Here is a 25,983-nt window from a genome sequence, read left to right as displayed (position 1 = left end):
GGCACGGCGGTTGTGCGGGGATACGTTCCCCGCACGTCACCAACACGAAGGCGCGGCGCCCACCGGAACGAATCCGGTGTGCGCCGCGCCTTGTAATTGGCATCGTACATCGCGGACGATCACGACGCCCGCGACGCCGTTCAGCGCGCGGAGCGGTTGACGGCGGAGATGATCGCCTTGAGCGAGCTCGTCACAATCGACGAATCGATGCCGACGCCCCAGACGATGCTCGTCTCGCCGTCCTCGAGCGCGATCTCGCACTCCACGTAGGAGGCGGCGCGCGCGTCGGTGCCGACCGACAGCGTGTGCTCGGCGTAGTCGAGCACGCTTGCATCGACGCCGAGCACCTTGACGGCGTCGAGGAACGCGTCGATCGGGCCGTTGCCGGCGCCGGAGATCTCGCGGACCTCCTCCGGGTCGGTACCGACGTTGAGTCCGCGGTCGAGCACGGTCGCGTTGAGCGTCGTGTCCGAACCGTCCTCGCCGGAGGACAGGCTCACCTTGAGCAGCTTGAGACGGCCCCACTGCTCGAGCGACATGTCCTGCTGGTCACCGACGACGGCGCCGGCCTCGGTCGTGCCGGCCTCCTCGACGGGCAGGTACTCGTCCTTGAACAGATGCCAGATGTCCTCGTCCTTGACTTCCTTCTTCGTCGCGTCCGCATGCTGCTGCACGATGCGCTCGAACTCGACCTGCAGCTTCTTCGGCAGGTCGAGGTTGTGGTTCGCCTTGAGCAGGTACGCCATGCCGCCCTTGCCGGACTGCGAGTTGACGCGGATGATCGCCTCGTAGGAACGGCCGATGTCCTTCGGGTCGATCGGCAGATACGGCACGAGCCACACGAAGTTGTCCAACTCGGCGCCCGCCATGTCGGCGGCCACCTCGCGGGCCTCGAGACCCTTCTTGATCGCGTCCTGATGCGAACCGGAGAACGCCGTGAACACGAAGCTGCCGGCGTAGGGGTGACGCTCGGAGATCTTGATCTGGTTGCAGTATTCGACGGTGCGGCGGATCTGCGGGATGTCGGACAGGTCGATCTGCGGGTCGATGCCCTGCGTGAGCAGGTTGAGTCCGAGCGTGACGAGGTCGACGTTGCCGGTGCGCTCGCCGTTGCCGAGCAGGCAGCCCTCGATGCGGTCGGCGCCGGCGAGCATGCCGAGCTCTGCCGCGGCGACGCCCATGCCCTCGTCGTTGTGCGGATGCAGCGACAGCACGATCGCGTCGCGGTCCTGCAGATGGTTGGAGACGTACTCCACCTCGTCGGCGAAGACGTTCGGCGTCGTCATCTCGACGGTCGCCGGCAGGTTGATGATCATCGGATGGTCGGGGGTCGGCTTGATGACGTCGATGACGGCGTTGCACACCTCGACGGCGTACTCGGGCTCGGTGCCGGTGAAGGACTCCGGCGAGTACTCGTAGTAGAGGTCGACGCCCTCGGCGTCCGCCTCGAGCTCCTTGCACAGCGCGGCCGCGTCGGTCGCGAGCTTCTTGATCGCGTCCTTCTCCTTGCGGAAGACGACTTCGCGCTGCAGCACCGAAACGGAGTTGTAGAAGTGCACGATCGCACGCCTGACGCCCTTGAGGCATTCGTAGGTCTTGCGGATCAGGTGCTCGCGCGCCTGCGTGAGCACGACGATCGTCACGTCGTCGGGGATGAGCTCACGTTCGATGAGCATGCGGATGAAGTCGTAGTCGGTCTCGGACGCGCTCGGGAAGCCGACCTCGATCTCCTTGTAGCCCATCTCGACGAGCATGTTCCAGAACCGCAGCTTGCGGTCGGAGTCCATCGGGTTGACGAGCGCCTGGTTGCCGTCGCGCAGGTCGACCGAGCACCAGCGGGGTGCACGGGTAAGTCGCTTGCCCGGCCACGTGCGCTCCGGGTAGTCAAACGGCACCTGCTTGTCGTACGCGACGTACTTCGTGTACGGCATCGCACTGGGCTTCTGCGGAGCGCCGATAAAACGTGCCGGAGGCAGCAGCGGGTCGTTGTTCCCTCCGTTGGATGCCGCGGCCACTGCGGCGAGATCAAACACGGACGAATGATCCTGACCCATCTCTCCTCCTTCTGCGTATGAGTGCATAATCTTTGGGGTTTCATTGCATACGCGCATCGCGCGTATCCATCAACTTATACACGCTAATAAAAAGAGCGCGCCATGCAGTCCGCATGCTGGGCAACCCGTACAGGTGCTTTACAAACGGAGGCTACAATGGCGCGCTTTCGTCGGACCATCCGGCCGACCACCCGACCGGATGGTCGGACTACTCGGTCAGATAGAAGACGTTGCCGTCGCTCGGCGAGACGTTCATGTGGTAGCCGAGAAGCTTGATGAACGGCTTCGTGGAATCGGGGGCCACGTAGTCCGGCTCGGGCATGGACTGCGCGATCGACTTGACCTGCTCGCTGTCCGCCCCCTTGAAGATGTACACGAAATTCACCGGCTTCGTGATCTCGGCTTCGGAGTAGAAGGTGCCGGATTCATAGCAGGCGGCATAGCCACGTTCGGAGCCGCAGCGGTAGTCGCTGTCGGGGCCGCGGAACTCGATGCCCACGGATGCGGGGATATCCCACGAGGGCCTCGCGCCTTCGGCGACCGGGCTCACGGTGGCGCTGTTCGGATCGTCCGAGCTCAGCGGCATCGCGTTCTTGCCGGATTCGGTCACGTTGCCCTTCGCGTCCAGCGTCAGGCATGTGCTGCCGTCCTTCAGGCAGTACCTGCCGGCGATCGGGCTCATGTCGCCGCCGTCGACGCTGGCGCGGATCTGCTGGGGCGTCAGCTCCTTGGGCGTCGGCTTCGCCGACTGCTTGTCCTGCTTGTCCTGCTCATCATCCGATTGCTCGTCCGACTGTTTCTTGTCCTTGTCGGACTGCTTGTCGGACTGCTGCGCGGCGCCGTCCACATCGGCGTCCTCGAGCGCGTCCCAATCCAGATCGGAGGTCTCGCACAGATAATACGCAGTGGCGTCGCTCGGCGCGGGACGCATCGCCACGGAGGCGTCCTTGACGCCATTCGCCTTTCCCCACAGGGAGTTGTACGGCAGGAACGGATTGAGGCTCTTGCTGCTGTAGTCGGCCTCGCGCTCGTCGTCGGCGTACTGCTTCACGTCACGGTAGAGCAGGAACGGACGGTCCGTGTCCACTTTCTGCTGTTTGCCCACCGCGTCGAGCGCGGACTTGTCGAAGTAGCCGCTGGCCTCGAGCTTGTCCAGATCGGCGCCGACGGGCGCGACGACGAAGAAATTGCTCATCCGGTACTTGCCGCCGGTGTCCTTGCCGACATCGGATGGGTTGTCGGTGGTCGCGACCTTGCCGGCCTTGCAGTACTGGGTGGCTCCCGGGCTGGTCCTGCTCAGGAACGTGTCGCCGCACCAGAAGCCGGTGAACGCCTTATGCGGCATGAGTTCGAACGCACCGGTGTCGCCCTGGATCAGATAGTCTTTTGAGCCTTGGCTGCAGAACGCCTGCTGGACCGCATCGCAGACCACGAGCGGCGAATCGGCCATCGCATAGTCGTCGGACTTCGCGCCGTCCACAACACCGAAGTCCTGCAGATCGTCCTCCTCGCCATCCATGTCGCCGAGCGTGATGCAATCACCGCCCTTGGTGCACCAGCGGCCCGAGGCCACATCGTCGGTGCTCGCGCCGGCAGCGGCCATCGAAGCCGTGTCCCCCGTGTCATCCGCCGATTGGATGAAGGTGTCCTTGGCGCCCTGCGCGTCGACACCCTGGAACAACGTGACGCTCTGTCCCGATTCGAGTACGCTGCCCGGCGCCGGCTGCGATCCGCTCACCTTGCCGATGTACTGTTTGGACGCCAGACGCTTGCGCACACTGACGTCATAGCCCTTCGACTCGAGTTCGGATGCGACGTCATCCACGTCGCGTCCCATGATGTCCATCGGGATGCCCGAACCCTGCTTGTCGGCCACGCCGATGTAGATCTCGGGCTGCTGCTCGCTGACGGCCTGTCCCGGTTCCGGCGACGTGCTCACGACGGTGCCTTCGGCCGTCTTGCTCGAATCGGACACGAGCACCTTCTTGTAGTGCACCGGCACGCCCATGTCCGCGAAGGTCTTCGTCACGGCCTTCGCCTTCTTGCCGACCGTCCTGTCCGGCACGCCGGCGCCGGCGGACTCACGCACCTCCACCGTGCTGCCCGCCTTGACGCGAGCGCCCGCGTCCGCGCCGCGGTAGCCGAGGAATGCACCCTTCTTCGCTCCCGAGAACTCCTTCGTCTTCTTGACGTGCAGACCTTTGCTCCGCAGCTGCGCGGCCACCGTGTCCGCGCTGACGGCGTCCTTCGACGTCAAGGTCGCGGCCTGCGCCTGCGGCAGCGTCTTGCCTCCCCACAGTTCCGCGTTGTACGTCAACAATCCCGCGATGACCGCGACGACGACGATGGCGACGGCGACGATGGCCCATACAAGCCACCGACGCGTCCGATCGGTAGCCGACGTCTGCGCGGCGGCGGCCGAAGCCGTCGGTGCCGGCGGCACCGACGAAGACTGCGTACCGAAGGAAGCCGATGGCGCCGGCGGAGGCACCGCCGCGCCCGGCATTGGCGCGGGCGGCGTCCCTGCGGAGGGCGACGGAGCCGGCGGAACCGGCGCGGACGGCGCTTCGGCGGCCGACGGAGTGGACGGCGACGGCTGCAGCGGCTTCCCGCAGCGCGTGCAGAATTTCGATTTCGGATCATTGTTCGATCCACAATGCTGACAAATCATCATTGTCCCCTATATCTTTTCTCTATTTGTCAGCTCACATTGTATGTGACAGGCCGTAAATCACTCCTCATTGCCGACGATAACGGCAATATTTTCCCCTATGCGCTTCAGCAGTGCCGCAACGAACGATGCGATCTAGCGTTCGGCGACGGCATGGTTCTCGATGAGATTGACGCCGCGGCGCGCCATGCAGTAGGCGTTGCCGAGCCACGTGTGCCGCGAGTTCGGCCAGACGGCGCCGAGGCGCGGCGCGCTCTGGCTCATCCAGATGCTCGGGACACGGCCGTCGGCGCTGCGCGAGCCAAGCAGGTTGAAGCCGTTCTTCTCGAGCAGCCATTCCGGATGCTGCGTCGCGATCGCGAGCCCCTCCTCGAGCGTGAGCGGGATGCGTTCGTCCGATTCGATGAGCTTGCGCGCCACATCGGGTTCGCGGTTGACGTAGCAGGTGCCGGTGTGCGGCTCGACGACGAGATAGAACGGCCCCTCGGGAGGCTCGAAGCCATCGGTCGGCAGGAAGCTCGCGATGTCGCGCGGCGGCATCGTCGTGAATCCGGCCATGCGGTTGATGCTCGTACGCGCGATCAGCGATTCCGGCGAGACGAGCTCGCGCGTCGGCACGAGCAGGATGTCCTCGCCTAGGTCGCTGTCCTCGAGTGCGGCGATGAGCGGCTGCGCGAGCGCGCGGAACGATTCGTCGCTCATATCGGCGACGTCCGGATATCCCAGCGCCACGATGCGGTCCAACTGTTGCTGCGCGGTGATCGATGCCTTTGACATGCTTCCCAGCATAGCCCGCCGCCTGTTCGCGCACGGCACGAGGCGGCGGCGCCGGCCGCGTCCACGGCCACCGCCGTGAACTGCACGGTCGCGCCATGCACCCGGAACGGTCGCAACCGGACCGCTCCGCGAACGTCTCCGACGCAAAGTGCACCCGAAACGATCGCAAACGCCTTCCTTAGCGACCATCACCGACGCAGAACGCACCCGAAACGCTCGCAGACGGCCCTCTCCGCGAACATCCCCGCAGCAGACGGCACCGGCGACGGTCGCAACCGCCCCCAGATACGACGAGAGGGGCCCACGTCATCTGACGTGCGCCCCTCTCCCCAGCCGCTTGTCAGAGCTGGTCGGCGAAATGCTTGTTCGCGACGATCTCGGCGAGTTCGACGGCGTTGAGCGCCGCGCCCTTGCGCAGATTGTCGTTCGTCACGAAGAACGCGAGGCCCTTGTTGCCGTCGACGGCCTGGTCCTGACGGATGCGGCCGACGAAGCTCGGCGTCTTGCCGGCGGCGAGCTGCGCGGTCGGGATGTCGACGAGTTCGACGGCGTCCGCCTTCTCGAGCACCTCACGCGCCTGATCCGGCGTGACGTCCTGTTCGAATTCGGCGTTGACGCTCATGCCGTGCGACGTGAAGACGCCGACGCGCACGCAGGTGCACGACGCCTTGAGGTCGGGCAGATGTAGGATCTTACGGCTTTCGTTGCGCAGCTTCTGCTCCTCGTCGGTCTCCTCGGAGCCGTCGTCGACGATGTCGCCGATGAACGGGACCTCGTTGAATGCGATCGTGCGCACGACCTTCGTCGGCTCCGGGAAGTCGATGGCGTCGCCGCCGAAGACGAGCTTGTCCGCACCCTGCTCGACGGCGGCCTTCGCCTCGTTCATCAGCTGCTCGACGCCGGCGCGGCCCGCACCGGAGACGGCCTGATAGGAGCTCACGATGAGGCGCTTGAGGCCGAAGGCGTCGGACAGCGGCTTGAGCACCGGCATGATCGCCATCGTCGTGCAGTTCGGGTTCGCGACGATGCCGGACGGGATCTCGTCGAGATCGTCCGGGTTGACTTCGGCGACGACGAGCGGCACGTCGTCATGCATGCGCCACTGCGACGAGTTGTCGATGACGTACGCACCGGCCTCGGCGAACTTCGGCGCCCACACCTTCGACGTGCCGCCGCCCGCGGAGAAGATCGCGATGTCGATGCCGCTCAGATCGGCGGTCGCCACATCCTCGACGACGATGTCGTGGCCACGCCAGTTGAGCACCTGTCCCGCCGAATGCGCGGACGCGAGGAAACGCAGGTCCTTGACCGGGAAGTCGCGTTCGTCGAGCACACGGCGCATGACCATGCCGACCTGTCCGGTCGCGCCGAGAACGGCCACGTTGACGCCACGTTCGTTGATTTGTACCATTTGCCGGCTCCTTAGTTCAGTTCTGCCGTTGGGTTTGCCTCTTACAACCGTCGACGCCGTCAGCGGCCGGTGCCGCCGTAGACGACGGCCTCCACCTTCTGCGCGTCCAGTCCGTACGCCGTGTGCAGCGCCTTGACGGCCTCGTTGAGCTGGTCGAGCGGAACGAGCGCGGCGATGCGGATCTCGGAGGTCGAGATCATCAGCACGTTGATGCCCTTCTCGCTGAGCGCCTTGAAGAAGCGCGCGGCGAGGCCGGAATGCGTCTTCATGCCGACGCCGACGACGGCGACCTTGCCCACGTTCGGGTTGAGGTCGAAGGAGTTATAGCCGAGGTTGTCCTGCTCCTGAATGAGCACCTCACGCACGCGCTGCGCATCCTTGCCCGGCACGGTGAATGAGATGTCGGCGGTGCCGGTCGACGCGCCGGCCTGCACGATCATGTCGACGTTCACGCCGATTTCGGCGAGGCGTTCGAACACGCGGGCCGCCATGCCCGGTTCGTCGGCGACGCCGCGGACGGTCGCCAGCGATTCGCTGCTGTCGTGTGCGACGCCGGAGATGATCGGCGTCTCCTGGCCAAGGTCGGGAAACAGATCGCCCATCGACTTGTCTTCGTGCTCATTCATGGTTCTTTTGCTCTCCGTGGGTTATGCGTGGTTGGAAGTGGTTGGATTGGTCAGATTGCGTCGCGCCGACTCAGATGTTCGGCAGCGTGTTCGGGTCGACGCCGTCGGGGACGACGAGCGTGCCCGGGCGGTGGGAGAACGAGCTGCGCACATGCAGCGGCATCTTGAAACGCTGCGCGTATTCGACGCAGCGCAGTGCGAGCACCTTCGAGCCGCATGAGGACATCTCGAGGATCTCGTCGTAGCCGATCGACGGGATGCGGCGCGCGGTCGGCACGATGCGCGGGTCGGCGGTGAAGATGCCGTCGACGTCGGTGTAGATCTCGCAGATGTCGGCGTCGAGCGCCACGGCGAGCGCCACGGCCGACGTGTCGGAGCCGCCGCGGCCGAGCGTCGTCGCGTCGCCGCGTTCGTTGCGTCCCTGGAAGCCGGCGACGATCGCGACGCTGCCGAGGTCGAGCGCGCGGCGCACGCGGTCCGGCTTGACGGCGCGGATGTGCGCGGCGCCGAACTGGGCGTCGGTCATGAATCCGGCCTGCGAGCCGGTGAACGAATAGGCGTGGGAGCCGGCCGCATGGATCGCCATCGCGAGCAGGCTCATCGAGATGCGCTCGCCGGCGGTCATCAGCATGTCCATTTCGCGGGCCGGCGGATCGGAGTCGATGCTCAGCGCCTGGTCGATGAGATCATCGGTCGTGTCGCCCATGGCGGAGACGACAACGGCCACATCGTTGCCGGCCTTCTTCGTTTCGATGATGCGTCGCGCCACACGTTTGATCGAGTCGGCGTCGGCGACGGACGAACCACCGTATTTCTGCACGATAAGAGCCACAACTATCCAATCTTCTCTGTCGTTTGTCTGTGTGTACGCTAATGGGACCCGCGACTGTGCTCAGTGTACGCAGGAAGCTCGATTATTATATGGGCGCGCCCGCGCCGCGCCGAGGCGCCTTCCCAGAATACGAAACGCCCGGGTTGGCGCCTGCGGCGCGACGCAGGCGCGTCGGCGTCGGCCGAGGTCATCCGAGGGATGCGCTCAGACCTCGCGTCGCCCTTCGAGCGCGCGCGACAATGTGATCTCGTCGGCGTATTCGAGGTCGCCGCCAACGGGCAGTCCGCTCGCCAGCCGCGTCACCTTCACATCGAGCGGCGTGAGCAGGCGGCTCAGGTACGTCGTCGTCGCCTCGCCCTCGATGTTCGGGTTGAGTGCGACGATGATCTCCTTGACCTCGTCGGTCTGCAGCCTGTTGAGCAGCTGCGCGATGTTGAGGTCGTTCGGGCCGACGTTGGCCATCGGGTTGATCGCACCGCCGAGCACATGGTAGAGGCCGCGGTATTCGCGCGTGCGCTCGATGCTCATGACGTCCTTCGGCTCCTCGACGACGCAGATCGTGCTGCGGTCGCGCCTCGGATCGGCGCAGATCGCGCACGGGCTCGTCTCGCAGACGTTGCCGCACACGTCGCAGAAGCGCACCTTCTGCTTGACCTCGGTGATCGATTCGACGAGCCGCTGCGCCTCCTCGTCCGGTGCGCCGAGCACGTAGAACGCGATGCGCTGCGCGCCCTTCGGCCCGATGCCGGGCAGGCTCGCGAACGCGTCGATGAGGCGCTGGATAGCGCCGTCGTATGCCAATGCCATGCTGTCCTTCCCCGGCGGTCCGTTCAGTGCGCCTGCTGGTTGCGCGGGTTCTTCGGATCGTCCGCCGCGAATTCTTCAACAGACTTCACATCGAATAATTCCTTGACCTCATCGATGCTCATCGTCTGCGACGAGGCCAACGATTCGTCGTTGATCGAGTATTCGTCCTCCTCCGGATCGACCTGCGGCTGCGCGGGCTGCTGCTGCATGGGCTGCATGCCTGGCGCCGTTTCGGCGGCCGCCTGCGGCGCATCGTTGAGATGGCTCCACGGGTCGGCCGGCGCGGCCGGCTGATTGCGACGGTCCTGGGCGGCCTGCTGCTCGATCGACGAGACGCGGTTGAAGTCGATGTGCGCCGGTTCGTCGTCGCGGTAGGCCCACGGGTCGATGCCGGCTTCGGTCATCGACGCGGCCGCTCCGTTCGGCGACGGCATCGTCAGCGGCGGATGCGCGACGGCGCCCTGCGCCGGCGGCGTCTGCGACGCGTTCGGCATCATCGGCTGCGCGGCGGCGGCTCGGTTCGCCGGCGTCTGAGTCGATGGCGCGGTCTGCGACTGCGACGTCCGCGATGCGGCCGACATGTCCGAAGGCGCCGAGAACGGCTCGGTCGCCGGCTTGGGATTCGCCCACGGATCGTAGTCGGCGGCGTGAGGCTGCGCGGAGCCGCCTCGGTGGACGGCGTCGTCGGCGGCCTGCGCGTCGTCGCCGGAGGACGGAGCCGCCGCGGGCTGCTCGCCCGAGGCGCGGCCGAGCTGCGTCCTGAGCGTCGCCTGCAGGTTCTCCTTCGCCAGCTGCGCCTTGATGCGCTGCTGCTGGTCGGGCGGCAGATGCTTGAACGGCGGCGCCGTCTGCCCGTCCTCCATCGTCGGCGTCGGCGCGAGCCGCACGTCGGGGCCGAAGACGCGGTGCACCTCGGCGCGCAGGATGTCGGTGACCTCGGTGCTGCCGTCGACGCTTTCCTTGCTCACTGCGAGCGCGAACGCGTATTTGTCCATCGGCGTGCCGAACTTGATCATCAGCTTGCGGCCGCCGGTGCGCCGGTCGGGGGCGAACTTGATGCGCGGCACCTTCGTGCGGTCCACGTAGGCGCGCACATCGTCCGGCAGCGACGCCACCAGAGCGTCCCACAGTTCGTCCGGAGTGCCGTTCAGCGGCGCCGGCTGCGGCTGCGCGCCGGCTTCGGCGAGCCGCTGCGCCTGGGAGGCCGCGTGCATCGCCGCCGCCGCGGCGTCCATCGCATGCTGTTCTTTCGATTGATGCGCCTGCTCGCGCGACTGCGGCGCGCCCTGCACGGCAGGCTGCGCGGGTTGCGCCGCCTGCACCGCCTGCACGGACGGCTGGGCGCCCGTCGGCGCATTCTGCGGCGCGACGGTCGCGTTCATCTGCGACGCCGGCTGCATATGGGATGCGGACGGCTGCCCGTGACCCGCGGCGGCGTTCGCGTCGGAGCCGATGAATCCGCCGACGGCCGCCGGCTTCGTCGGATCTGGCTGCGCGGAGGCACCGGGTTCACGGTCGCCGAGCGCCGCGTATCCGGTCTCCCGGCCGGCGAGCAGACGCGCGGCGAGCAGTTCGAGGCGCATGCGCGGCGACGTCGCCCCCGCCATATGCGTCAGCGCCTCGTCGGTTTCCTCGGCCATCGCCGTCAACGTCGCCAGGCCGAGCGCCTTCGCCTGCCGATGCAGGTCGTCGAGGTCCTCGACGGCCGCGTCGTCGCTAAGCACGCGTTCGGCATGGTCGCCGCCGAGCGTGAGCACGAGCAGGTCGCGGATGCGCGCGAGCAGGTCCTCGACGAAGCGGCGCGCGTCGTAGCCGCCGACGATGACCTTCTGGATGACGTCGTACAGCTTCGCGCCGTCGTGGTCGATGACGGCGTCGATCGCGGCGCCGATAAGCACGTCGGGCGTGAAGCCGAGCAATGCGACGGCGGAATCATAGGTGATGTCGCCGTCGACGGCGCCGACCATCAGCTGGTCGAGCACGGACAATGTATCGCGCACCGAGCCGCCGCCGGCGCGCATCGCGAGCCGCAGCACGCCGGGTTCGGTCTCGACGTGCTCCTGCTCACAGATCTGCTCGAGGTACGGCCCCATCGTCTCCGGCGGCACCAGGCGGAACGGATAGTGGTGGGTGCGCGAGCGGATCGTGCCGATGACCTTCTCCGGTTCGGTCGTCGCGAAGATGAACATGACATGCTCCGGCGGCTCCTCGACGATCTTGAGCAGCGCGTTGAAGCCCTGCGGCGTCACCATATGCGCCTCGTCGAGGATGAAGATCTTGTAGCGATCGCGCGCGGGTGCGAAACCGGCGCGTTCGCGCAGTTCGCGCGCATCGTCGACGCCGTTGTGGCTCGCGGCGTCGATCTCCACGACGTCGATCGATCCGGGGCCGCCGGTCGCGAGGTCGCGACAGCTGTCGCATTCGCCGCAGGGATGCGAGGTCGGTCCCTTGACGCAGTTCACGCAGCGGGCGAGGATGCGCGCCGAGCTCGTCTTGCCGCATCCGCGCGGCCCCGAGAACAGGTACGCGTGCGTGAGCTTGTGCTCGTCGAGCGCGCGCATGAGCGGCACCGTCACCTGGTCCTGCCCGATGACGCCTTCGAACGTGTCCGGCCGATACCGGCGATAAAGCGCTAATGCCATGTTGCTTCCCGTTTCTCCATCGCGATTGCCTCGCTGTTCACTGCTTCTAAGGTACAGCCTGCTCACCCGAGACGGCGGCCGCATCCGGCGCGCGACGCATGCCCGCGCCCGTGCGCCGCGTGTTGCGGCTGCGCCGGGCACGACCGCCGTCCGTTCATCATAGGGACGTCAGCCACCGCACGGGCGTGGCCCCGCCCTCGCGCTCGCCGTCACATAGTCGACGAAGGGCACGTCGGTCGGTACATGCACGCTGACGCTGATGTCGTCGCCATCGACGTCGCAGCGTTCCAGATTTCCGGCGTTCGCATCGCTCAGCCATGCCGCCACCGCGCACGGCGTGCCGTCGCCCCGCCACAGCGCCGACGCGGCGCCGAGCGCGGCCACGTCCGCCGCCGTGCGCGCCTGCGACTGCCGCAGCACGATGTTGCCGGTGGCGGCCAATGCGCCGACGAGCACGGCCGCGGCGACGACGAGCGCGACGCCGACGACCGTCGCCGACCCCTCGTCCTCGCCGTCTGCGCCATGCGGACGCACGCCGCGCCGACGCAATCGCGCGGCGATGCCGGCGACGCGCATCCGGACACAGCGCCACACCCTCTTCATCGTTCCCGTCATCGACATCCTCCTTCATCGACCATCGCGCCGAGCGCGACCTTCCGCCCAGTCGCGCCGGATCGCCGCTCCGATTCATTCATTTAGGCTCATCACCGATTCATTCCTGTTTCACGACGACGGCGCGGCCGTGCACCGTCGTCGGCAGCACGCCGAGCGGATCGGCGAGCACATGGCAGGTCGTCGTGACGGTGATGTGGCCGCCACTCTCGGCGACCGTCACCTGCACGCCGGCAGGCGCGACCACGCCGTCGCCGCTGATGAGCGCGGCGCGCGCGACGTCGGCCGCCGCGTCCTGGCACGAGATCTGCATGACGCTCGCGCGTGCGAGATACAGCAGCAGCGCGGCCGCGACGACGACGACGGGGAGTACGACGGCGAACTCCGCGGTCGCCGCCCCGTCGTCGTCGCGCGTCCATGCGCGCAGTCGCCTCCACAGCCGTCGCATGCCGCACCGCTCAGACGCTCAGCGCCTTCTTGACGATGTTCGTCAGCAGCGTCTTGATCGCGTCCGACTTGAGCAGCGCGACGAGCACGGCGGCGAAGCCGGTGGCGGCGACGAGCACGACCGCGTATTCGGCGGTCGCGGCGCCCTCCTCCGGCTGCGCCGTCAACGTGCGCATCCTCGAATCGAGCATGACGGCGGCGCGCGTCATGCGCCTGCCCAGATCATGCAACGGCCGGCCGGCGTCCATCGTGTCGATGCCGACGCCGTCGTCGAGAGAGATCATGTTCTGCATTGCCAACTCCTTTGTTGTATGTGTTTATATGTGTTTGTATGTGTTTGCCATTCTGCGTTGTCATATCGATTGCGTTGTCGATTGACATAGGCGGCGTCGGCCGCCATGTCACGTCGACCGATGCGCCGACCGGATGCCCCATGCGCCGGATTGTGCCGACGGATGACCGCCACGCCGCCACGCGTTTCAGATGAAACACCGCGTTTCATGTGAAACATCATGAAACACGTCGGCCGCATATCGTCGCTCATCGCGCAAAGGAGATGATCGTCGGGATGACGGCGATGCACAGGAACGCCGGCAGGAAGCACAGCCCCATCGGCAGCAGCAGCCGCACCGAGAGCCGCGAGGAGGCCCGCTCGATCTCCATGCGCTCCGTCGTCTCGAGCTGCTCCATCGTCGCGCCGATCTGCGCACCGGCGGCGACGCCGTCGTTCCACGGTTCGCGCAACGTCGCGCACACCGTCGCGGCGATGCCGGCGAGCCGCGGATCATCGGCGGCGCAGTTCCATGCGTCGTCCCAGGACGCGCCGGCCGCCAGCTCGTCGCATACGGCGGCGAACGCTTCGGCGCACGGGCCAGCGCAGCACACGCCGACCGCGCGCAGCGCACGCGGAATCGATACGCCGCTCGCCAGAGCGGCGTCCAACAGCTGCAGCACGAGCGGCGCACTCGGCACCCAATCCTCGCGCATACGGCCGGGCAATGCGCGCAGACGGCCGCCGACGTCCGCTTCGGCGAGCGCCGCGGCCACCGCGCATCCGGCGCAGACGGCCGCACACCAGACCCATCCGATCGCGTCATCCATTCCCTGCTCCCGTCAGTCATCGCCCACCCCCGTCCGTCGCATGAGCCTGCATGAGCCGATGCATCCACACGGCGCCGAAGGCGTAGCAGACGACGCCGAGCCCCAGACAGCACAGCCCCTGCCAGGAGCCGAAGAGCACGCCGATCGGGTCGGCGCCGAGCACCTCGCCGAGGGCGACGGTGACGACCGGCAGCCCGAGCAGCATCTTCACCGTCGATTGCGGCACGGCGAAGGCGTTGCGCCGCAGCTCCTCGCGCATATGGATGCGTGCATGCGCCGCACGCACCGCCTCGACGCAGCGCGCCGTCGGACAGCCCAGCCGCAGGCCGAGCCTGCAGGCGGCGCGCAGGCCACAGGAGGCGTGCCGGATCTCCGTGTCCGTCTCCCCCGGCAGCGCGCGCGCATGCAATGCCTCGGCGAGCAGATCGACGTCGATGTCGCCGTTGCAGTCGATCACCGCGCCGGCGGCCGTCACACCCTGCCCGGAGCGCGGCGGATTCGTCGAACCGTCTGCACCACGCGCCGGCGCTCCGAAGCAACGGTCGAAGGCCGTATGCACGTCCCGTCCCGCACGCAGCTGCGCGGCGAGCGCGGCGAGTTCGGCACCGACACCGACGCGATGGCCGGCGTCGTGCACCATGCGCATATGCCCGACAGGCCACGGCTTGCCGCGCGCGCCGCGATCGGCCGCCGCGCCGCGACGACGATCATGCGACGCAAGGGCGCCGAGGCGCGCCTCAGCATCCTCGTGAAGCCACACGGCGAGGAACACGCCCAGCGCCGCCAGTATCGGCCACGTCATCGCACCACCTCCTGAGGAAATCGGGCCAGGCCGGGCCGGTCACCGTCGCGCCGGAACCGTCCTTCGCGACGACGCGGCGACCGTGCAGCCTGCCGTCGCGGCAGTCGAGCATGCCGATCTGCGCGATATGACGGCGGCCGCCGAGCCGTTCAAGATGGATGAGCACGTCGAAGGCGCCGTCGGCGAGCCGTTCGAGCGCGTCCGGCGCCACGCCGGCGAGCATGCCGAGCGAGACGAGACGCGACGGCACACGGTCCACGCCGTCGGCATGGATTGTGCTCAGCGACCCGCGATGCCCGGAATTGAGCGCCCGGAGCAGATCGACGACCTCCTCGCCGCGCACTTCGCCTACGACGATCCGGTCGGGCCGCATGCGCAACGTCGCCTTGACGAGTTCGGGCAATCCGACCTGCCCGGCGCCTTCGACGTTCGCGTCGCGCGCGACGAGCGAGACGACGTGCGGATGCGGCACGGCGGCGAGTTCGCGCACCTCCTCCACCGTCACGATCCGCTCGTTCGGCGCGCAGCTTGCGAGCAGCGCCTTGAGCAACGTCGTCTTGCCGGTGCCGGTCGCGCCCGAGATGAGGATGTTCGCCCTGGCGCGCACGAGCATGCGCAGCATCGGCGTCCATTGGGCCGGGAACATGCCGACCGCGGCGAGCGATTCCAGATCGGCGCGCGCACGGTCGGGGAAACAGATGGAGATCGATGCGCCGTGCGGCACGATCGGCGCGATGACGGCGTGCACACGCGTGCCGTCGTCGGCGGACGCGTCGGCGATCGGCTGCGTCTCGTCGAGCCGTACGCCCAGCTGCGCGCACAATCGCACGGCCAGCTCGCGCAGCACCGCCGGATCGTCGAGCGGAATCGTCGTATGCGCGAGCTGCATGCCGTGGCCGCCGTCGAACCAGACGGTGCCGTCGCAGGTGACGACGATGTCGGTGACGCGCGCGTCGCCGCCGAGCGCGGCGAGCGGCCCCAGTTCGAGCGTCGTGCACGAAGCGGTGTTCATGGCGACCTCCTACCGCAGCGTCCCGCGGAGTTCGCAGGCGTGCTCCACCTGCCGCACGAGCCTGTCGATGACGAGCGCGTTGCGTTTCGGCACCGCGCGTACGCCGAGCCCTTCGAGGATGTCCCCGCACAGTTTGGCGTCGTTGTGAATCGTGCCGATGACGTCCCGGTCGAGATAGGAGCGCGCCTCGGCGACGTCGACGACGCCGCGCAGCCGCGCCGGCCCGTGCGGTTCCACGACGACGACGGCGACGACGTCGCCCGGATGCTCCGCGACCGGCCGTGACGGCTGCCCCGGCCCCGGCGGCATCGTGCGGCGGTCGACGCTCTCCTGGCTTTGCCGCTCCAGCCAGTCGAGATGGGCGCGCCCGCGCGCCAGACCAAGCACCGACAGCTCGACGACGACGACATGCGACGCCTCGATAAGCGTCGGCGATTCGGCGATCGTCTCGCCGGGGCCGGCGTCCACGACGACGACCTCGTCGCATGCGGCGAGCGCGTGGACGGCGGCGTCGACCTCCCACGGCTTCGGCGCCTCGCCGTTCCATGGGTTGTAGGCGAGCACCCTCACCTTGTCCCATTTCGGCAGCTGCCGGTACAGCGCGGTGCCGCTCAGCTGTCCGAGCGGCGCATGCACGTCGTGCCACCGCGAGCCGTGTTCGTGTTCGATGCCGAGCAAGACGTCGAGTCCACCGCCGCACATGCGCACGTCGGCGTCGACGAGCGCCGCCGGCGCATGGTGGTCGGCGAGCGCACGCGCGAGCAGCGCGGCGATCGTCGACGTGCCGACGCCGCCGCTCGCCGACGACACGGTGATGACGTTGCCGCCGGACAGTTCGACCGGCTCGCGGCGCGCGTCGGTGCGGCGCATCGTCTCCTGCGGACGCGGCCGGTACGGCCGCGCGCCGGCGTCTCCCCGCGGCGGCGTGTAGTACCGCTGCGGCTCGTTCGTGCTGCGGGACATGCCGAACGCGGCCACCGGCCGGCCCACCGTCCCTCGTCCATCTGCATACGCAGGCATCATCGCCAATGTGTTCATGGCTCGATTGAACGACGCGCGCCGCGCCCGGCACAATCTCAACGGGGGGTATGTGTACGGACGGTACCGTTATCCACATTTCTCCGACCGTGAACGGTCTGGTTCTCTCACTGTGAACACCGGCCCGGCAGTAGGGCCGGAGCCATCCGCGCACACGCTGCGCAGCAGCACAAAACGCTCACTTTTCCCGTCGTCTGCGTCGCCACGGCGTGTCGAGCAGCGGCATAGGTGCGGCACGGCCGCGGCCATCGAAAACGACGTCCCGGGCATGGGCGGCGGCATCGACCGGAACGAATTCCATAGCCCCGCCCGCCACCCAAACGGCACCGACTAGAAGCTAAAGCAATAACTTTTTGGCCTATATGCCCGCGCACCGCCGCCGGAACATGAAAAAGGGACCCACCGAAGTGGGTCCCTTACAAGTCCAACTGCGCAGAATCTCTGCACAACCTCATCGTTGCAACGGTAAGTCTTTCCAATACCCGCCCAACGTAATAATCTTGCTGATCATATACTTTTTGTGGGTCTGCTATTCAGTTGTTCTTGTACTTGAACATTATGCTCGATTCATCGGTCTTCGCAAGTCGACGCGGCCGCCGATCGGGCGATGTTCGCATTTTTTCCATTTTGTGCGCCGCACCCCCGGACGCAACATGAAAACGAGCCATATTGTCCGTTACGGACGACCGTATGTTCATTCGAACACCGCTCTCGGCGTGTCGTGACCGTGTCGCCGTCGGACGCCGATGCCCCACGTCGTGCACCGCGCACATCCGGCGACGACCCGGCCATTCACGCCGCCGCCCTCCCCATCGCCCCTCCAAGCCGCGTCCCAGGTAAAGTTTGTGCGACAAATAACGGAATTTTTCGCCGTTCCCAGTGATTTCTCGGCCATCACCCCCTAGAGTAGTGAGCATGGCACAGATTTTTGACGCACCTTCGAAGGCGATTCTGCGCAGCCAGATCGCCGAACATATCGCAGAGACGGACAAGACCGACAAACGCGAGACGCTCAGCGGCGAGCAACCGTTGCCGCCGGACCGCTTCTTCGACCGCGAGCTCAGCTGGCTCAAGTTCAACAAGCGCGTGCTCGAGCTCGCCCAGGACGAGGACATCCCGATCATCGAGCGCGCGACCTTCGCGGCGATTTTCGCGAACAACCTCGACGAGTTCTTCATGGTCCGCGTCGCCGGCCTCAAGCGCCGCATCGACACCGGCATCGCCGTGACGAGCCCCTCCGGACTGAGCCCGCGCCAGCAGATGCGCGCGATCTCCGAGCAGGCGCACAAGCTGCAGGACGAGCACGCCCACTACGTCGTGGACCACATCCTGCCTGACCTGGCGAAGGAGAACATCAAGCTGCTGGGCTGGGACAAGCTCACGATCAGCGAGCAGGAGCGCCTGTCGCGCTACTTCCGCCAGCAGGTCTTCCCGGTGCTCACGCCGCTCGCCGTCGACCCGGCGCACCCGTTCCCGTACATCTCCGGCAACTCGCTCAATCTGGCGATCATCGTCGAGAACCCGGCCTCCGGCAAGTCGCACTTCGCGCGCGTCAAGATTCCGGACAACATCAACCGGCTCGTCCCGGTCGACGACATGACCGAGGACGATTCCGATGAGGTGCGCTACGGCTTCATCACGATGGAGAACCTGATCATCGCGCATCTCGAGACGCTGTTCCCGGGCATGATCATCAAGGAGGCGCGTTCGTTCCGCGTGACGCGCAACGAGGACATCGAAGTCGAGGAGGACGACGCCGAGAACCTGCTCAACGCGATCGAGAAGGAACTGCTGCGCCGTCGTTTCGGACCGCCGATCCGCCTCGAGATCTCCGACGAGACCTCCCCGTTCCTCTCGCAGCTGCTCGCCGACCAGATGGGCGTCACGCCGGAGGAGGTGTACCGCCTGCCCGCGCCGCTCGACGCGACGGTGCTCTTCGAGCTCGGCGGCATCGACCGTCCGGACCTGAAGTTCCGCCCCTTCGTGCCGACGACGAACCGCCAGATCGCGCAGGTCGAATCGAGCCGCGCGCAGGACATCTTCGCCGCGATCCGCGAAGGCGACATCCTGCTGCACCACCCGTACGATTCGTTCTCGACGTCGGTGCAGGCCTTCCTCGCGCAGGCCGCCGCCGATCCGAAGGTCCTCGCGATCAAGCAGACGCTGTACCGCACGTCGAGCAACTCGCCGATCATCGACGCGCTCATCGACGCCGCGCATGCCGGCAAGCAGGTGCTCGCGCTCGTCGAGCTCAAGGCGCGCTTCGACGAGGACGCGAACATCGCATGGGCGCGCAAGCTCGAACGCGCCGGCGTGCACGTCGTCTACGGCATCGTCGGATTGAAGACGCACTGCAAGCTGTCGCTCGTCGTGCGTCAGGAGGCGGACGGCCTCAAGCGCTACTGCCATGTGGGCACCGGCAACTACAACCCGAAGACGGCGCGCCAGTACACCGACCTCGGCCTGCTCACCTGCGACCCGGTCGTCGGCCAGGACATGACGCGTCTGTTCAACCAGCTGAGCGGCTACGCGCCGAAGTCAAGCTTCCACCGTCTGCTCGTCGCGCCGCGCACCGTACGCTCCGGCCTCATCCAGCGCATCCGCCGCGAGGAGGACGCTGCACGCGCAGGCAAGGAGGCGTGGATCAAGATCAAGGTGAACTCGATCGTCGACGAGAAGACGATCGACGCGCTCTACCGCGCCAGCCAGGCGGGCGTGAAGATCGACATCGTCGAACGCGGCATCTGCTCGCTCAAGCCGGGCGTGCCCGGACTGAGCGAGAACATCCGTGTGCGTTCGATCCTCGGCCGCTTCCTCGAGCACAGCCGCATCTACGCGTTCGCGAACTCCGACGGGCCGCAGATCGGCGAAGGCCCGATCTCCGGCCCGGAGGTGTGGATCGGCTCCGCCGACCTGATGCACCGCAACCTCGACCGCCGCGTCGAGGCGCTCGTGCGCATCACCGTGCCCGAGCAGATCGACGAACTCATCAAGTACATCGATCTGCAGATGGCCGATTCGACGTCAAGCTGGCACATGCAGCCCGACGGCACCTACGTGCGCCACTCGAAGGACGCCGACGGCCGTCCGCTCGTCGACAGCCAGGAATACCTGATCCGCAAGCATCAGCGTCGCCCAAGCGCGCACAACTGATCGCGGACGCAACCGCCGCGACCTTGAACGGGGCCGGCGCACGCACGCAGCGTGCGCCGGCCCCCGCCGTATCCGCACGCATCCGCCACCGCGGACGCCATGTCACGCAGGCCGTGAAACCGCGCGCCCCTCCTACAATGGGACGCATGAGTAGCAAATGCAAGCATGTGGTCGAAGCGGCCGGCGGCGTCCTCTGGCGCCGTCGCGGCGGCGCGCCGGACGGCCCGATCGAGGTCTGCCTCGTGCACCGTCCGAAATACGACGACTGGAGCTGGCCGAAAGGCAAACTCGAGAACAACGAATCGCATCGGCATGCGGCAGTGCGTGAAATCGGCGAGGAGACCGGGCAGGTCGTCGCGCTCGGCCCGTACTTGGGCGAAGTCGACTATCCGCTCTCCGCGGAGGGACGCAAGTCGCGCAACAAGCGCAACGGTTCGGACAGCGGACAGCGCAAACATGTGCTGTACTGGATGGCCACCGTCATCGACCGTCCGCTCGCGCATCAGATGGCGCCCGCCTTCGGCCCCGTGCACCGCGCGGACGTCGGCGAGATCAACGATGTCGTCTGGCTGACCGTCCCCGAGGCGCGCAAGACGCTGACGCATTCGACCGACAAGGACATCCTTGCGCTGTTCGTCGACCGCCTCGAGGAGCACGCCGACGCCGCGCGCGTCGTGCTGCTCGTACGTCACGCGAAGGCCGAGGCGCGCAAGCAGTGGAAGGGCACCGACGCGGCGCGGCCGATCACGCCGCTCGGCGCGGCGGCCGCGTACGCGCTCGACCGCGAACTCGCCTGCTATGCGCCGGCGCGGCTCATGTCGTCGCCGTGGATGCGCTGCCAGCAGACGATGCAGATGCTGTCGTGGCAGACGGGCCTGCCGGTCGAGTCCATCCCCGAGCTGACCGAGGACGCGTTCGCACGCAACGAGCACGGCGCATGGAAGGCGTTCCTCGCGCAGCTCGAACGGACCGTGCACGGCGGCCAGACGACGGCGATCTGCATGCATCGGCCGGTCATCGGCGGCATGTTCGACCATCTGCGACCGATGTGCGCCAGCAAGTCGCTGACGAAGAAGCTCATCGCGAAGACCCCGTACATGCCCACCGGCAGCGCGCTCGCCATGTTCCTCGTGCCGTCCGACGACGGCCTGCGCATCATCGACATACAGAAAGTGGCCCCGATTGTCTACTAACGTGCATCGCAGCGGCTCCGGTTCGATTATCGCGAGCCGTTCCGCCTTCACGCATACCGGCTCGCCGCGTCCCGCACGGCCCGGCCAGCTCGACCAGGCGCTCGCCGAGAACATCGCCGGCGGCGTCGACCCCGAACAGCTGAGTGCGGTCAGCCACGCGACGGCATGGGCGCTGCTCAGCCATGTGCACAGAACCGACGATCCGCAGGTCGTCGAGCGCGTGCTCACGCTCGTCGACCATGAGGGCGTCGACGTCATCGCCGAACTGTGGAGCCATGCGGAGCCCGATTCGCTGCCGGGCGTGCTGTGGCGGCTGTATCTGCTGCGCACATGGATGCGCAGGCGCCGCGATGCGATCGCACGGCTGTGGCGACTCGGCGAGCCGATTGTCACGTCGGCATCGGCGATCGCCGGCGTCGACGCCGCGCCGACCGAGGAGGACATCGCGCGCACCGCCGACTCGATCCTCGCCGGCGCGTTCCGCGGCAACTTCGCCGTCGCGCTCGACCGCGCCGCGACCTTCGTCGAAGTCGTCGTCGCCGGTCTGCGCATGCAGGCGCAGCGGCTCAACGCGCATGCGAAGGCGATGGCCGATCCGGACAGGTCCGCCGTCGGTACGACCGAGGACATCCGCGCCGCGCACACGAAGGCCGCGCAGCTGCTGCACACGGCCGCGAACCTGCATACGACCGCCGACGACCTGCGCACCGGCGCCCACCTGTGGCGCCGCAGCCGCCTGGAGTAGCCGCGCCGGCCCTTTCGCGGGTGGGTTCGTCGACCAGCCCGACGAACCCACCCGCGAAAGGGCCGATTTCCGTCCCGATCCGTCGAGCATCCCGATAAAAACGGACGCTCCGTCCCGACCCATCGACCAGCCCGACGAACCCACCCGCAAAAGGGCCGATTTCCGTCCCGATCCGTCGAGCCCGCCGACAAACCCACCCGCAGGCAGCCGCGGTCGCCTCGCGTAGACAAGCAGGCGGGCGCTCCCGCATAGGGAACGCCCGCCTGCACGCATTCCGGCGCACCGCACTCAGCCGTCCGCCGTGTCCGGTGCGCTCACCGGCCGGATTCGAATCCGGCCGGCCGATCAGTCGACGACGCCATAGAGGCGGTCGCCGGCGTCACCGAGGCCCGGCACGATGTAGCTACGGTCGTTGAGACCTTCATCGACGCCGCAGACGACGACGCGGAAGTCGATGCTCGGATCGATGTTGTCCTCGACGAACTTGATGCCTTCCGGCGCCGCGATGATGCAGATCGCCGTCACGTCCTTCGCGCCCTTCTCGGCGAGATAATGCGTCGCGGCGACAAGCGTGCCGCCGGTCGCGAGCATCGGGTCGATGAGGAAGCACTGACGCCCCGACAGGTCGTCGGGCAGACGGTTCGCGTAGGTGATCTGCTGCGTCGGATGCTCTTCGTCGCGCTTCATGCCGAGGAAGCCGACTTCGGCGCTCGGCAGCATGCGCGTCATGCCGTCGAGCATGCCGAGTCCCGCACGCAGCACCGGCACGATGATCGGGCGTGGCTTGGCGAGCGCCTTGCCGACCATCGGCGCGACCGGCGTCTCGATCGGCTTGTCCACGACGGCGAGGTTGCGCGTCGCCTCGTACGCCTCGAGCGAGACGAGTTCAGAGACGAGTTCACGGAACGTGGAGGAGGGGGTGTTCTTGTCGCGCAGCACAGTGAGTTTGTGCTCGACGAGCGGATGATTCAGTACATGCAATTCCATACCTTCCAGCATAGTCCCCGACCGCCTTCGCGCGGCCGCACCACGCCGCCCATCCGTACGTCTCCCCCGTATTATGCTCACAGAGTATCCATGCGGCCGCCGCACCGACGCCGCAGCCACCCGTCTCAGCAGGCGGATACGCCGCCATTCTGCCTTCCCGCGGCCGCTATACTGTAGCAACGTGTGTCCCGCGTGTGGGTGTGACGCGGCGCTCACGGAACAACTACAGCATGGAGGGAGGGGCCGAGGTATGGCACGCAGCATCCTCGTCACGGGTGGGACGATTTTCGTGAGCCGTTTCATCGCCAGATATTTCGTGGAGATGGGGGACGACGTCACCGTGCTCAACCGGGGTTCGCTCCCGCCGATCGCCGGCGTGCGCACGGTCGTCGCCGACCGGCACGAGCTGGACCATCAGTTCGACGGCGAGCGTTTCGATGCCGTCATCGATGTGACCGCCTACGACGCGCGCGACGTGCTCGACCTCGCGCATGCGCTCGAACATGCGCACGTCGGATCGACGATCATGATCAGTTCGAGCGCCGTCTATCCCGAGACGAATCTGCAGCCCTTCGCCGAAGGCGTGCGGCTCGGCCGCAACACGTTCTGGGGCGACTATGGCACCGGCAAGATCGAGGCCGAACGCGCGCTGCTGCAGTGCGTGGACGGCGCCTACATCATCCGTCCGCCGTATCTGTACGGGCCGATGAACAACCTGTACCGCGAGGCCTTCGTCTTCGACTGCGCGCGCGAGGACCGCCGCTTCTATCTGCCGCACGACGGCGATATGCGTCTGCAGTTCTTCCATGTCCGCGACCTGTGCCGTTTCCTCGAGCGAATCATCGACGAGCAGCCCGCGCAGCATGTGTTCAACGTCGGCAACCCGGACAGCGTCAGCGTGCGCGAATGGGTCGGCCTGTGCTACGCCGCCGTCGGCAAGACGCCGACCTATGCGAGCGTCGACGATGTGGAGCAGCGCAATTTCTTCCCGTTCCACGATTACGAATACAGCCTCGACGTGCACGCCCAGCAGGAGCTCATGCCCGACGTCACGCCGTTGGACGAGGGGCTGCGCGAGTCCTACGACTGGTACCGTGCCCACATCGATCAGGTGAACACGCATCCGTACACGCAGTATATCGACCTGCATCTGGCGCCGATCGCCCAGGAGCTGCAGCCGGCGCACTGACCGAGCGCGTCCCTCCGGCTCGGCGCCTCTCAGCGCGCTGATTTCCGGGACCGAACACCGTATCCGCGTTGAGGGAGGGCCTCTTTCACGGATACGCCAAGTATGTCCTGCCGAAAGCCGCGCCGTTGCGCGTCTCGTCGAACCTCATACCTAGCCGTTTCGCATAAGATGCTCCCCCTCAACGCAGATGGCGTCGGCGAGGCACGTTCGAACGGCATGGAACACCGTCGGGAACCATCCGGAAGCTCCGTCACGCCGCCGCGGCGCAATGCGACCGGACAGGGCAATGAGCCTGGCGTCAGGAAAACAGGTGAAAAGAGAATGCGCCGGACCGCGAAAGCGCCATGTCGGCGCAAAGGCCGCTCGCAGCGGCAAAAAATGGAGCCCGGGGCTATGCACGGCCCGACGCGGGTTCCATTGTACATGGTTTCGCCGGTTTCGCCTCCGGCGCGTCGCCGAGTCCTCCGCAGACGCAAGCCGATCGCCGATCTCCGGCCTCATCCAAGCCGAAAACGGCGGTTCATGGCCGATTCCGACCATGAACCGCGGCACATCAGACATACGCATCAGGCGCCGCACCGTGATTCGGCCGTGATGTACTGCTGCGGCAGCCCATCTACCGCCACCCCACCCAAAGTCGGCACCGGCACGCCTTGCACCACAATCCTTCTGACCACATGAGGCTGATCAACCTCAATCACCGCTGTATTATCATGGTTTTCGCATAGATATATTCCGGGCATGATACTTCATTCCTCCCCTCGGCTAAAGCCGGAGGATTCCGTTCCTCACGGGACGGGTTTCCTGCTTCCCTGACAGCCTCACGGAAGCCAGCTGCTCGGCTGTCTTCCGCGTCCTGCTGTCTCCACAGGCTCTGACCGCCAGCCCGGCGGCGAGAATATTGCGTGCGGCGTTCACGTCACGGTCATGGCGCATCCCGCACTCGGGGCACGTCCACCGTCTGACGTCGAGCGTCCTCGGCCCGGTCTTCGCTCCGCAAGCAGAGCAAAGCTGCGTGGACGGGTAGAACCGGTCGATGACGACCACATCCCGCCCATACCATCGGGCCTTGTACTCGAGCATGCCTCGCAGTTCGCGCCAACCTTGGTCGAGAATCGACCGATTGAGGCCGCGCTTGCGGGCCTGCCCGTTGCACAGATAGCGGCCGGTGTCAGGGGCTTCCACGGCCCTGACGCGACGGGAGATTCCCCGCACGCTCAGGTCTTCCAGAACGATCGTTTGGTTTTCGCGGATGATTCTGGTCGAGAGCTTGTGGAGGAAGTCGCGCCGCCGGTCTCTTGTCTGCGCGTTGATGCGGGCCACACGGAGTGCCGCCTTGCGACGGTTCCGGCTGCCCGGCTGTTTGCGGGAAAGGGCCTTCTGCGCCCGTTTGAGGCGCTTCTGGTTCCTTTCGGCGAAATGCTGGTTTGGAATCTTGGTGCCATCCGAGAGGATGGCGAAGTCCTTGACGCCGAGGTCTATCCCCACCGTCTTGTCGCATGCGGGCAGGCATGGGATGGTTTCTCGCATGAGGATGGACACGAACCATCGGCCCGCAGGGTCGAGGGTCACGGTCACCGAGCTGGGGCGGGCCTTGCGTGGCAGGGTGCGGCTCCACACGACATGGAGCGGCTCGCTCATCTTCGCCAGTCTCAGGCTCTTCCCGTCCCACCGGAAGGCGGTGCCCATGAACGATGCGCTTCCGCCGTTCTTCTTGGAATGGAACTTGGGGTACCCGGCCCTCTTGTTGTAGAAGTTGACGAACCCTGTCTCGAGGTGGCGCAACGACTGCTGAAGGGCGACCGAGGACACTTCTTTGAGGAACGCCAGCTCCGGGTCTTTCTTCCAACCGGTGAGCAGCTTGCTCGTGTCGAGATAGGAGAC

The 25,983-nt window shown here is 66.7% G+C and carries 20 protein-coding genes and 1 pseudogene; 4 read left to right on the top strand and 17 right to left on the bottom strand.

The features are described from left to right. Positions 1-140 precede the first annotated feature (140 nt). The 15 genes from leuA to BcFMB_RS03405 all read right to left on the bottom strand — a co-directional run bounded on the left by leuA (position 141) and on the right by BcFMB_RS03405 (position 16,757). Positions 141-2,054, bottom strand: a complete 1,914-nt coding sequence (gene leuA / locus BcFMB_RS03475) for a 2-isopropylmalate synthase (protein WP_099721069.1) — start codon at positions 2,052-2,054, stop codon at positions 141-143. 208 nt (positions 2,055-2,262) lie between these two features. Continuing rightward, the gene (locus BcFMB_RS03470; protein WP_157775067.1) at positions 2,263-4,371 is read right to left on the bottom strand and encodes a PASTA domain-containing protein; all 2,109 of its coding nucleotides are present in this window, start codon (positions 4,369-4,371) and stop codon (positions 2,263-2,265) included. A gap of 489 nt (positions 4,372-4,860) precedes the next feature. Further along, complete coding sequence (locus tag BcFMB_RS03465; RefSeq protein ID WP_024541656.1) at positions 4,861-5,502, bottom strand: DUF5701 family protein; 642 nt, start codon at positions 5,500-5,502, stop codon at positions 4,861-4,863. 340 nt (positions 5,503-5,842) lie between these two features. Next, positions 5,843-6,913 carry an aspartate-semialdehyde dehydrogenase gene (locus tag BcFMB_RS03460; RefSeq protein WP_099721067.1) on the bottom strand — a complete coding sequence of 357 codons (1,071 nt, stop codon included), beginning with the start codon at positions 6,911-6,913 and terminating at the stop codon, positions 5,843-5,845. Between the two features lie 59 nt (positions 6,914-6,972). Continuing rightward, entirely contained in the window at positions 6,973-7,539 is a 567-nt protein-coding gene (locus BcFMB_RS03455; RefSeq protein WP_024541658.1) for an ACT domain-containing protein, read from the bottom strand. Between the two features lie 70 nt (positions 7,540-7,609). Further along, positions 7,610-8,371 carry an aspartate kinase gene (locus BcFMB_RS03450; RefSeq protein WP_099721066.1) on the bottom strand — a complete coding sequence of 254 codons (762 nt, stop codon included), beginning with the start codon at positions 8,369-8,371 and terminating at the stop codon, positions 7,610-7,612. Between the two features lie 204 nt (positions 8,372-8,575). Further along, positions 8,576-9,178, bottom strand: coding sequence for a recombination mediator RecR (gene recR, locus BcFMB_RS03445; protein WP_024541660.1), 603 nt, complete (start codon positions 9,176-9,178; stop codon positions 8,576-8,578). Positions 9,179-9,201: 23 nt separating this feature from the next. Next, complete coding sequence (locus BcFMB_RS03440) at positions 9,202-11,820, bottom strand: DNA polymerase III subunit gamma and tau (RefSeq protein ID WP_099721065.1); 2,619 nt, start codon at positions 11,818-11,820, stop codon at positions 9,202-9,204. Positions 11,821-11,988: 168 nt separating this feature from the next. Beyond that, positions 11,989-12,435, bottom strand: a complete 447-nt coding sequence (locus tag BcFMB_RS03435; protein ID WP_157775065.1) for an Rv3654c family TadE-like protein — start codon at positions 12,433-12,435, stop codon at positions 11,989-11,991. Between the two features lie 97 nt (positions 12,436-12,532). Then, positions 12,533-12,880: a TadE/TadG family type IV pilus assembly protein gene (locus BcFMB_RS03430; protein WP_099721064.1), complete on the bottom strand. Its 348-nt coding sequence runs from the start codon at positions 12,878-12,880 to the stop codon at positions 12,533-12,535. Between the two features lie 10 nt (positions 12,881-12,890). Then, complete coding sequence (locus BcFMB_RS03425; protein WP_232513905.1) at positions 12,891-13,127, bottom strand: DUF4244 domain-containing protein; 237 nt, start codon at positions 13,125-13,127, stop codon at positions 12,891-12,893. Positions 13,128-13,419: 292 nt separating this feature from the next. Then, positions 13,420-13,980, bottom strand: a complete 561-nt coding sequence (locus BcFMB_RS03420) for a type II secretion system F family protein (RefSeq protein WP_024541665.1) — start codon at positions 13,978-13,980, stop codon at positions 13,420-13,422. A 16-nt stretch (positions 13,981-13,996) separates the two neighbouring features. Next, positions 13,997-14,782, bottom strand: coding sequence for a type II secretion system F family protein (locus tag BcFMB_RS03415; protein ID WP_099721063.1), 786 nt, complete (start codon positions 14,780-14,782; stop codon positions 13,997-13,999). Beyond that, complete coding sequence (locus tag BcFMB_RS03410; protein ID WP_099721062.1) at positions 14,718-15,794, bottom strand: CpaF family protein; 1,077 nt, start codon at positions 15,792-15,794, stop codon at positions 14,718-14,720. Before BcFMB_RS03410 ends, BcFMB_RS03415 begins: the two co-directional genes overlap by 65 nt. A 9-nt stretch (positions 15,795-15,803) precedes the next feature. Continuing rightward, the gene (locus tag BcFMB_RS03405) at positions 15,804-16,757 is read right to left on the bottom strand and encodes a P-loop NTPase (protein ID WP_232513874.1); all 954 of its coding nucleotides are present in this window, start codon (positions 16,755-16,757) and stop codon (positions 15,804-15,806) included. Between the two features lie 990 nt (positions 16,758-17,747). Here BcFMB_RS03405 and BcFMB_RS03400 point away from each other — a divergent pair. From BcFMB_RS03400 to BcFMB_RS03390, 3 genes are all read left to right on the top strand, one after another. Next, a complete protein-coding gene (locus BcFMB_RS03400) occupies positions 17,748-19,985 on the top strand; it encodes an RNA degradosome polyphosphate kinase (RefSeq protein ID WP_024541669.1) in 2,238 nt (745 codons plus the stop codon). A 137-nt stretch (positions 19,986-20,122) separates the two neighbouring features. Then, complete coding sequence (locus BcFMB_RS03395) at positions 20,123-21,178, top strand: NUDIX hydrolase (protein ID WP_418215002.1); 1,056 nt, start codon at positions 20,123-20,125, stop codon at positions 21,176-21,178. Next, complete coding sequence (locus BcFMB_RS03390) at positions 21,168-21,923, top strand: hypothetical protein (RefSeq protein ID WP_099721061.1); 756 nt, start codon at positions 21,168-21,170, stop codon at positions 21,921-21,923. The genes BcFMB_RS03395 and BcFMB_RS03390 overlap by 11 nt, the downstream gene beginning before the upstream one ends. Positions 21,924-22,268: 345 nt before the next feature. Here the strand turns inward: BcFMB_RS03390 and upp are convergent, their stop codons facing one another. Then, the gene (gene upp, locus BcFMB_RS03385; RefSeq protein WP_024541415.1) at positions 22,269-22,910 is read right to left on the bottom strand and encodes a uracil phosphoribosyltransferase; all 642 of its coding nucleotides are present in this window, start codon (positions 22,908-22,910) and stop codon (positions 22,269-22,271) included. 250 nt (positions 22,911-23,160) lie between these two features. On the opposite strand from upp, the gene BcFMB_RS03380 reads away from it, so the two are divergent. Then, the gene (locus BcFMB_RS03380) at positions 23,161-24,099 is read left to right on the top strand and encodes an NAD-dependent epimerase/dehydratase family protein (protein ID WP_024541416.1); all 939 of its coding nucleotides are present in this window, start codon (positions 23,161-23,163) and stop codon (positions 24,097-24,099) included. Positions 24,100-24,864: 765 nt separating this feature from the next. On the opposite strand, the pseudogene BcFMB_RS03375 reads toward BcFMB_RS03380, so the two are convergent. Beyond that, a pseudogene (locus BcFMB_RS03375) lies at positions 24,865-25,974 on the bottom strand (RNA-guided endonuclease InsQ/TnpB family protein); the annotation flags it as partial. Positions 25,975-25,983 lie beyond the last annotated feature (9 nt).

The organism is Bifidobacterium choerinum (assembly GCF_002761235.1).
Taxonomy (GTDB): domain Bacteria; phylum Actinomycetota; class Actinomycetes; order Actinomycetales; family Bifidobacteriaceae; genus Bifidobacterium; species Bifidobacterium choerinum.
Note: the sequence above shows the minus strand (reverse complement) of the source record. Positions and strands in the feature narration are given on the sequence as shown.

Bases quoted from the DNA above. Each gene is read 5' to 3' on its own strand.
- leuA (WP_099721069.1), bottom strand. From the start codon at position 2,054: ATGGGTCAGGATCATTCGTCCGTGTTTGATCTCGCCGCAGTGGCCGCG.
- BcFMB_RS03380 (WP_024541416.1), top strand. From the start codon at position 23,161: ATGGCACGCAGCATCCTCGTCACGGGTGGGACGATTTTCGTGAGCCGT.
- BcFMB_RS03465 (WP_024541656.1), bottom strand. From the start codon at position 5,502: ATGTCAAAGGCATCGATCACCGCGCAGCAACAGTTGGACCGCATCGTG.
- BcFMB_RS03425 (WP_232513905.1), bottom strand. From the start codon at position 13,127: ATGGACGCCGGCCGGCCGTTGCATGATCTGGGCAGGCGCATGACGCGC.
- recR (WP_024541660.1), bottom strand. From the start codon at position 9,178: ATGGCATTGGCATACGACGGCGCTATCCAGCGCCTCATCGACGCGTTC.
- BcFMB_RS03405 (WP_232513874.1), bottom strand. From the start codon at position 16,757: ATGTCCCGCAGCACGAACGAGCCGCAGCGGTACTACACGCCGCCGCGG.
- BcFMB_RS03435 (WP_157775065.1), bottom strand. From the start codon at position 12,435: ATGACGGGAACGATGAAGAGGGTGTGGCGCTGTGTCCGGATGCGCGTC.
- BcFMB_RS03440 (WP_099721065.1), bottom strand. From the start codon at position 11,820: ATGGCATTAGCGCTTTATCGCCGGTATCGGCCGGACACGTTCGAAGGC.
- BcFMB_RS03400 (WP_024541669.1), top strand. From the start codon at position 17,748: ATGGCACAGATTTTTGACGCACCTTCGAAGGCGATTCTGCGCAGCCAG.
- BcFMB_RS03420 (WP_024541665.1), bottom strand. From the start codon at position 13,980: ATGGATGACGCGATCGGATGGGTCTGGTGTGCGGCCGTCTGCGCCGGA.
- upp (WP_024541415.1), bottom strand. From the start codon at position 22,910: ATGGAATTGCATGTACTGAATCATCCGCTCGTCGAGCACAAACTCACT.
- BcFMB_RS03410 (WP_099721062.1), bottom strand. From the start codon at position 15,794: ATGAACACCGCTTCGTGCACGACGCTCGAACTGGGGCCGCTCGCCGCG.
- BcFMB_RS03455 (WP_024541658.1), bottom strand. From the start codon at position 7,539: ATGAATGAGCACGAAGACAAGTCGATGGGCGATCTGTTTCCCGACCTT.
- BcFMB_RS03395 (WP_418215002.1), top strand. From the start codon at position 20,123: ATGGGACGCATGAGTAGCAAATGCAAGCATGTGGTCGAAGCGGCCGGC.
- BcFMB_RS03430 (WP_099721064.1), bottom strand. From the start codon at position 12,880: ATGCGACGGCTGTGGAGGCGACTGCGCGCATGGACGCGCGACGACGAC.
- BcFMB_RS03415 (WP_099721063.1), bottom strand. From the start codon at position 14,782: ATGACGTGGCCGATACTGGCGGCGCTGGGCGTGTTCCTCGCCGTGTGG.
- BcFMB_RS03460 (WP_099721067.1), bottom strand. From the start codon at position 6,913: ATGGTACAAATCAACGAACGTGGCGTCAACGTGGCCGTTCTCGGCGCG.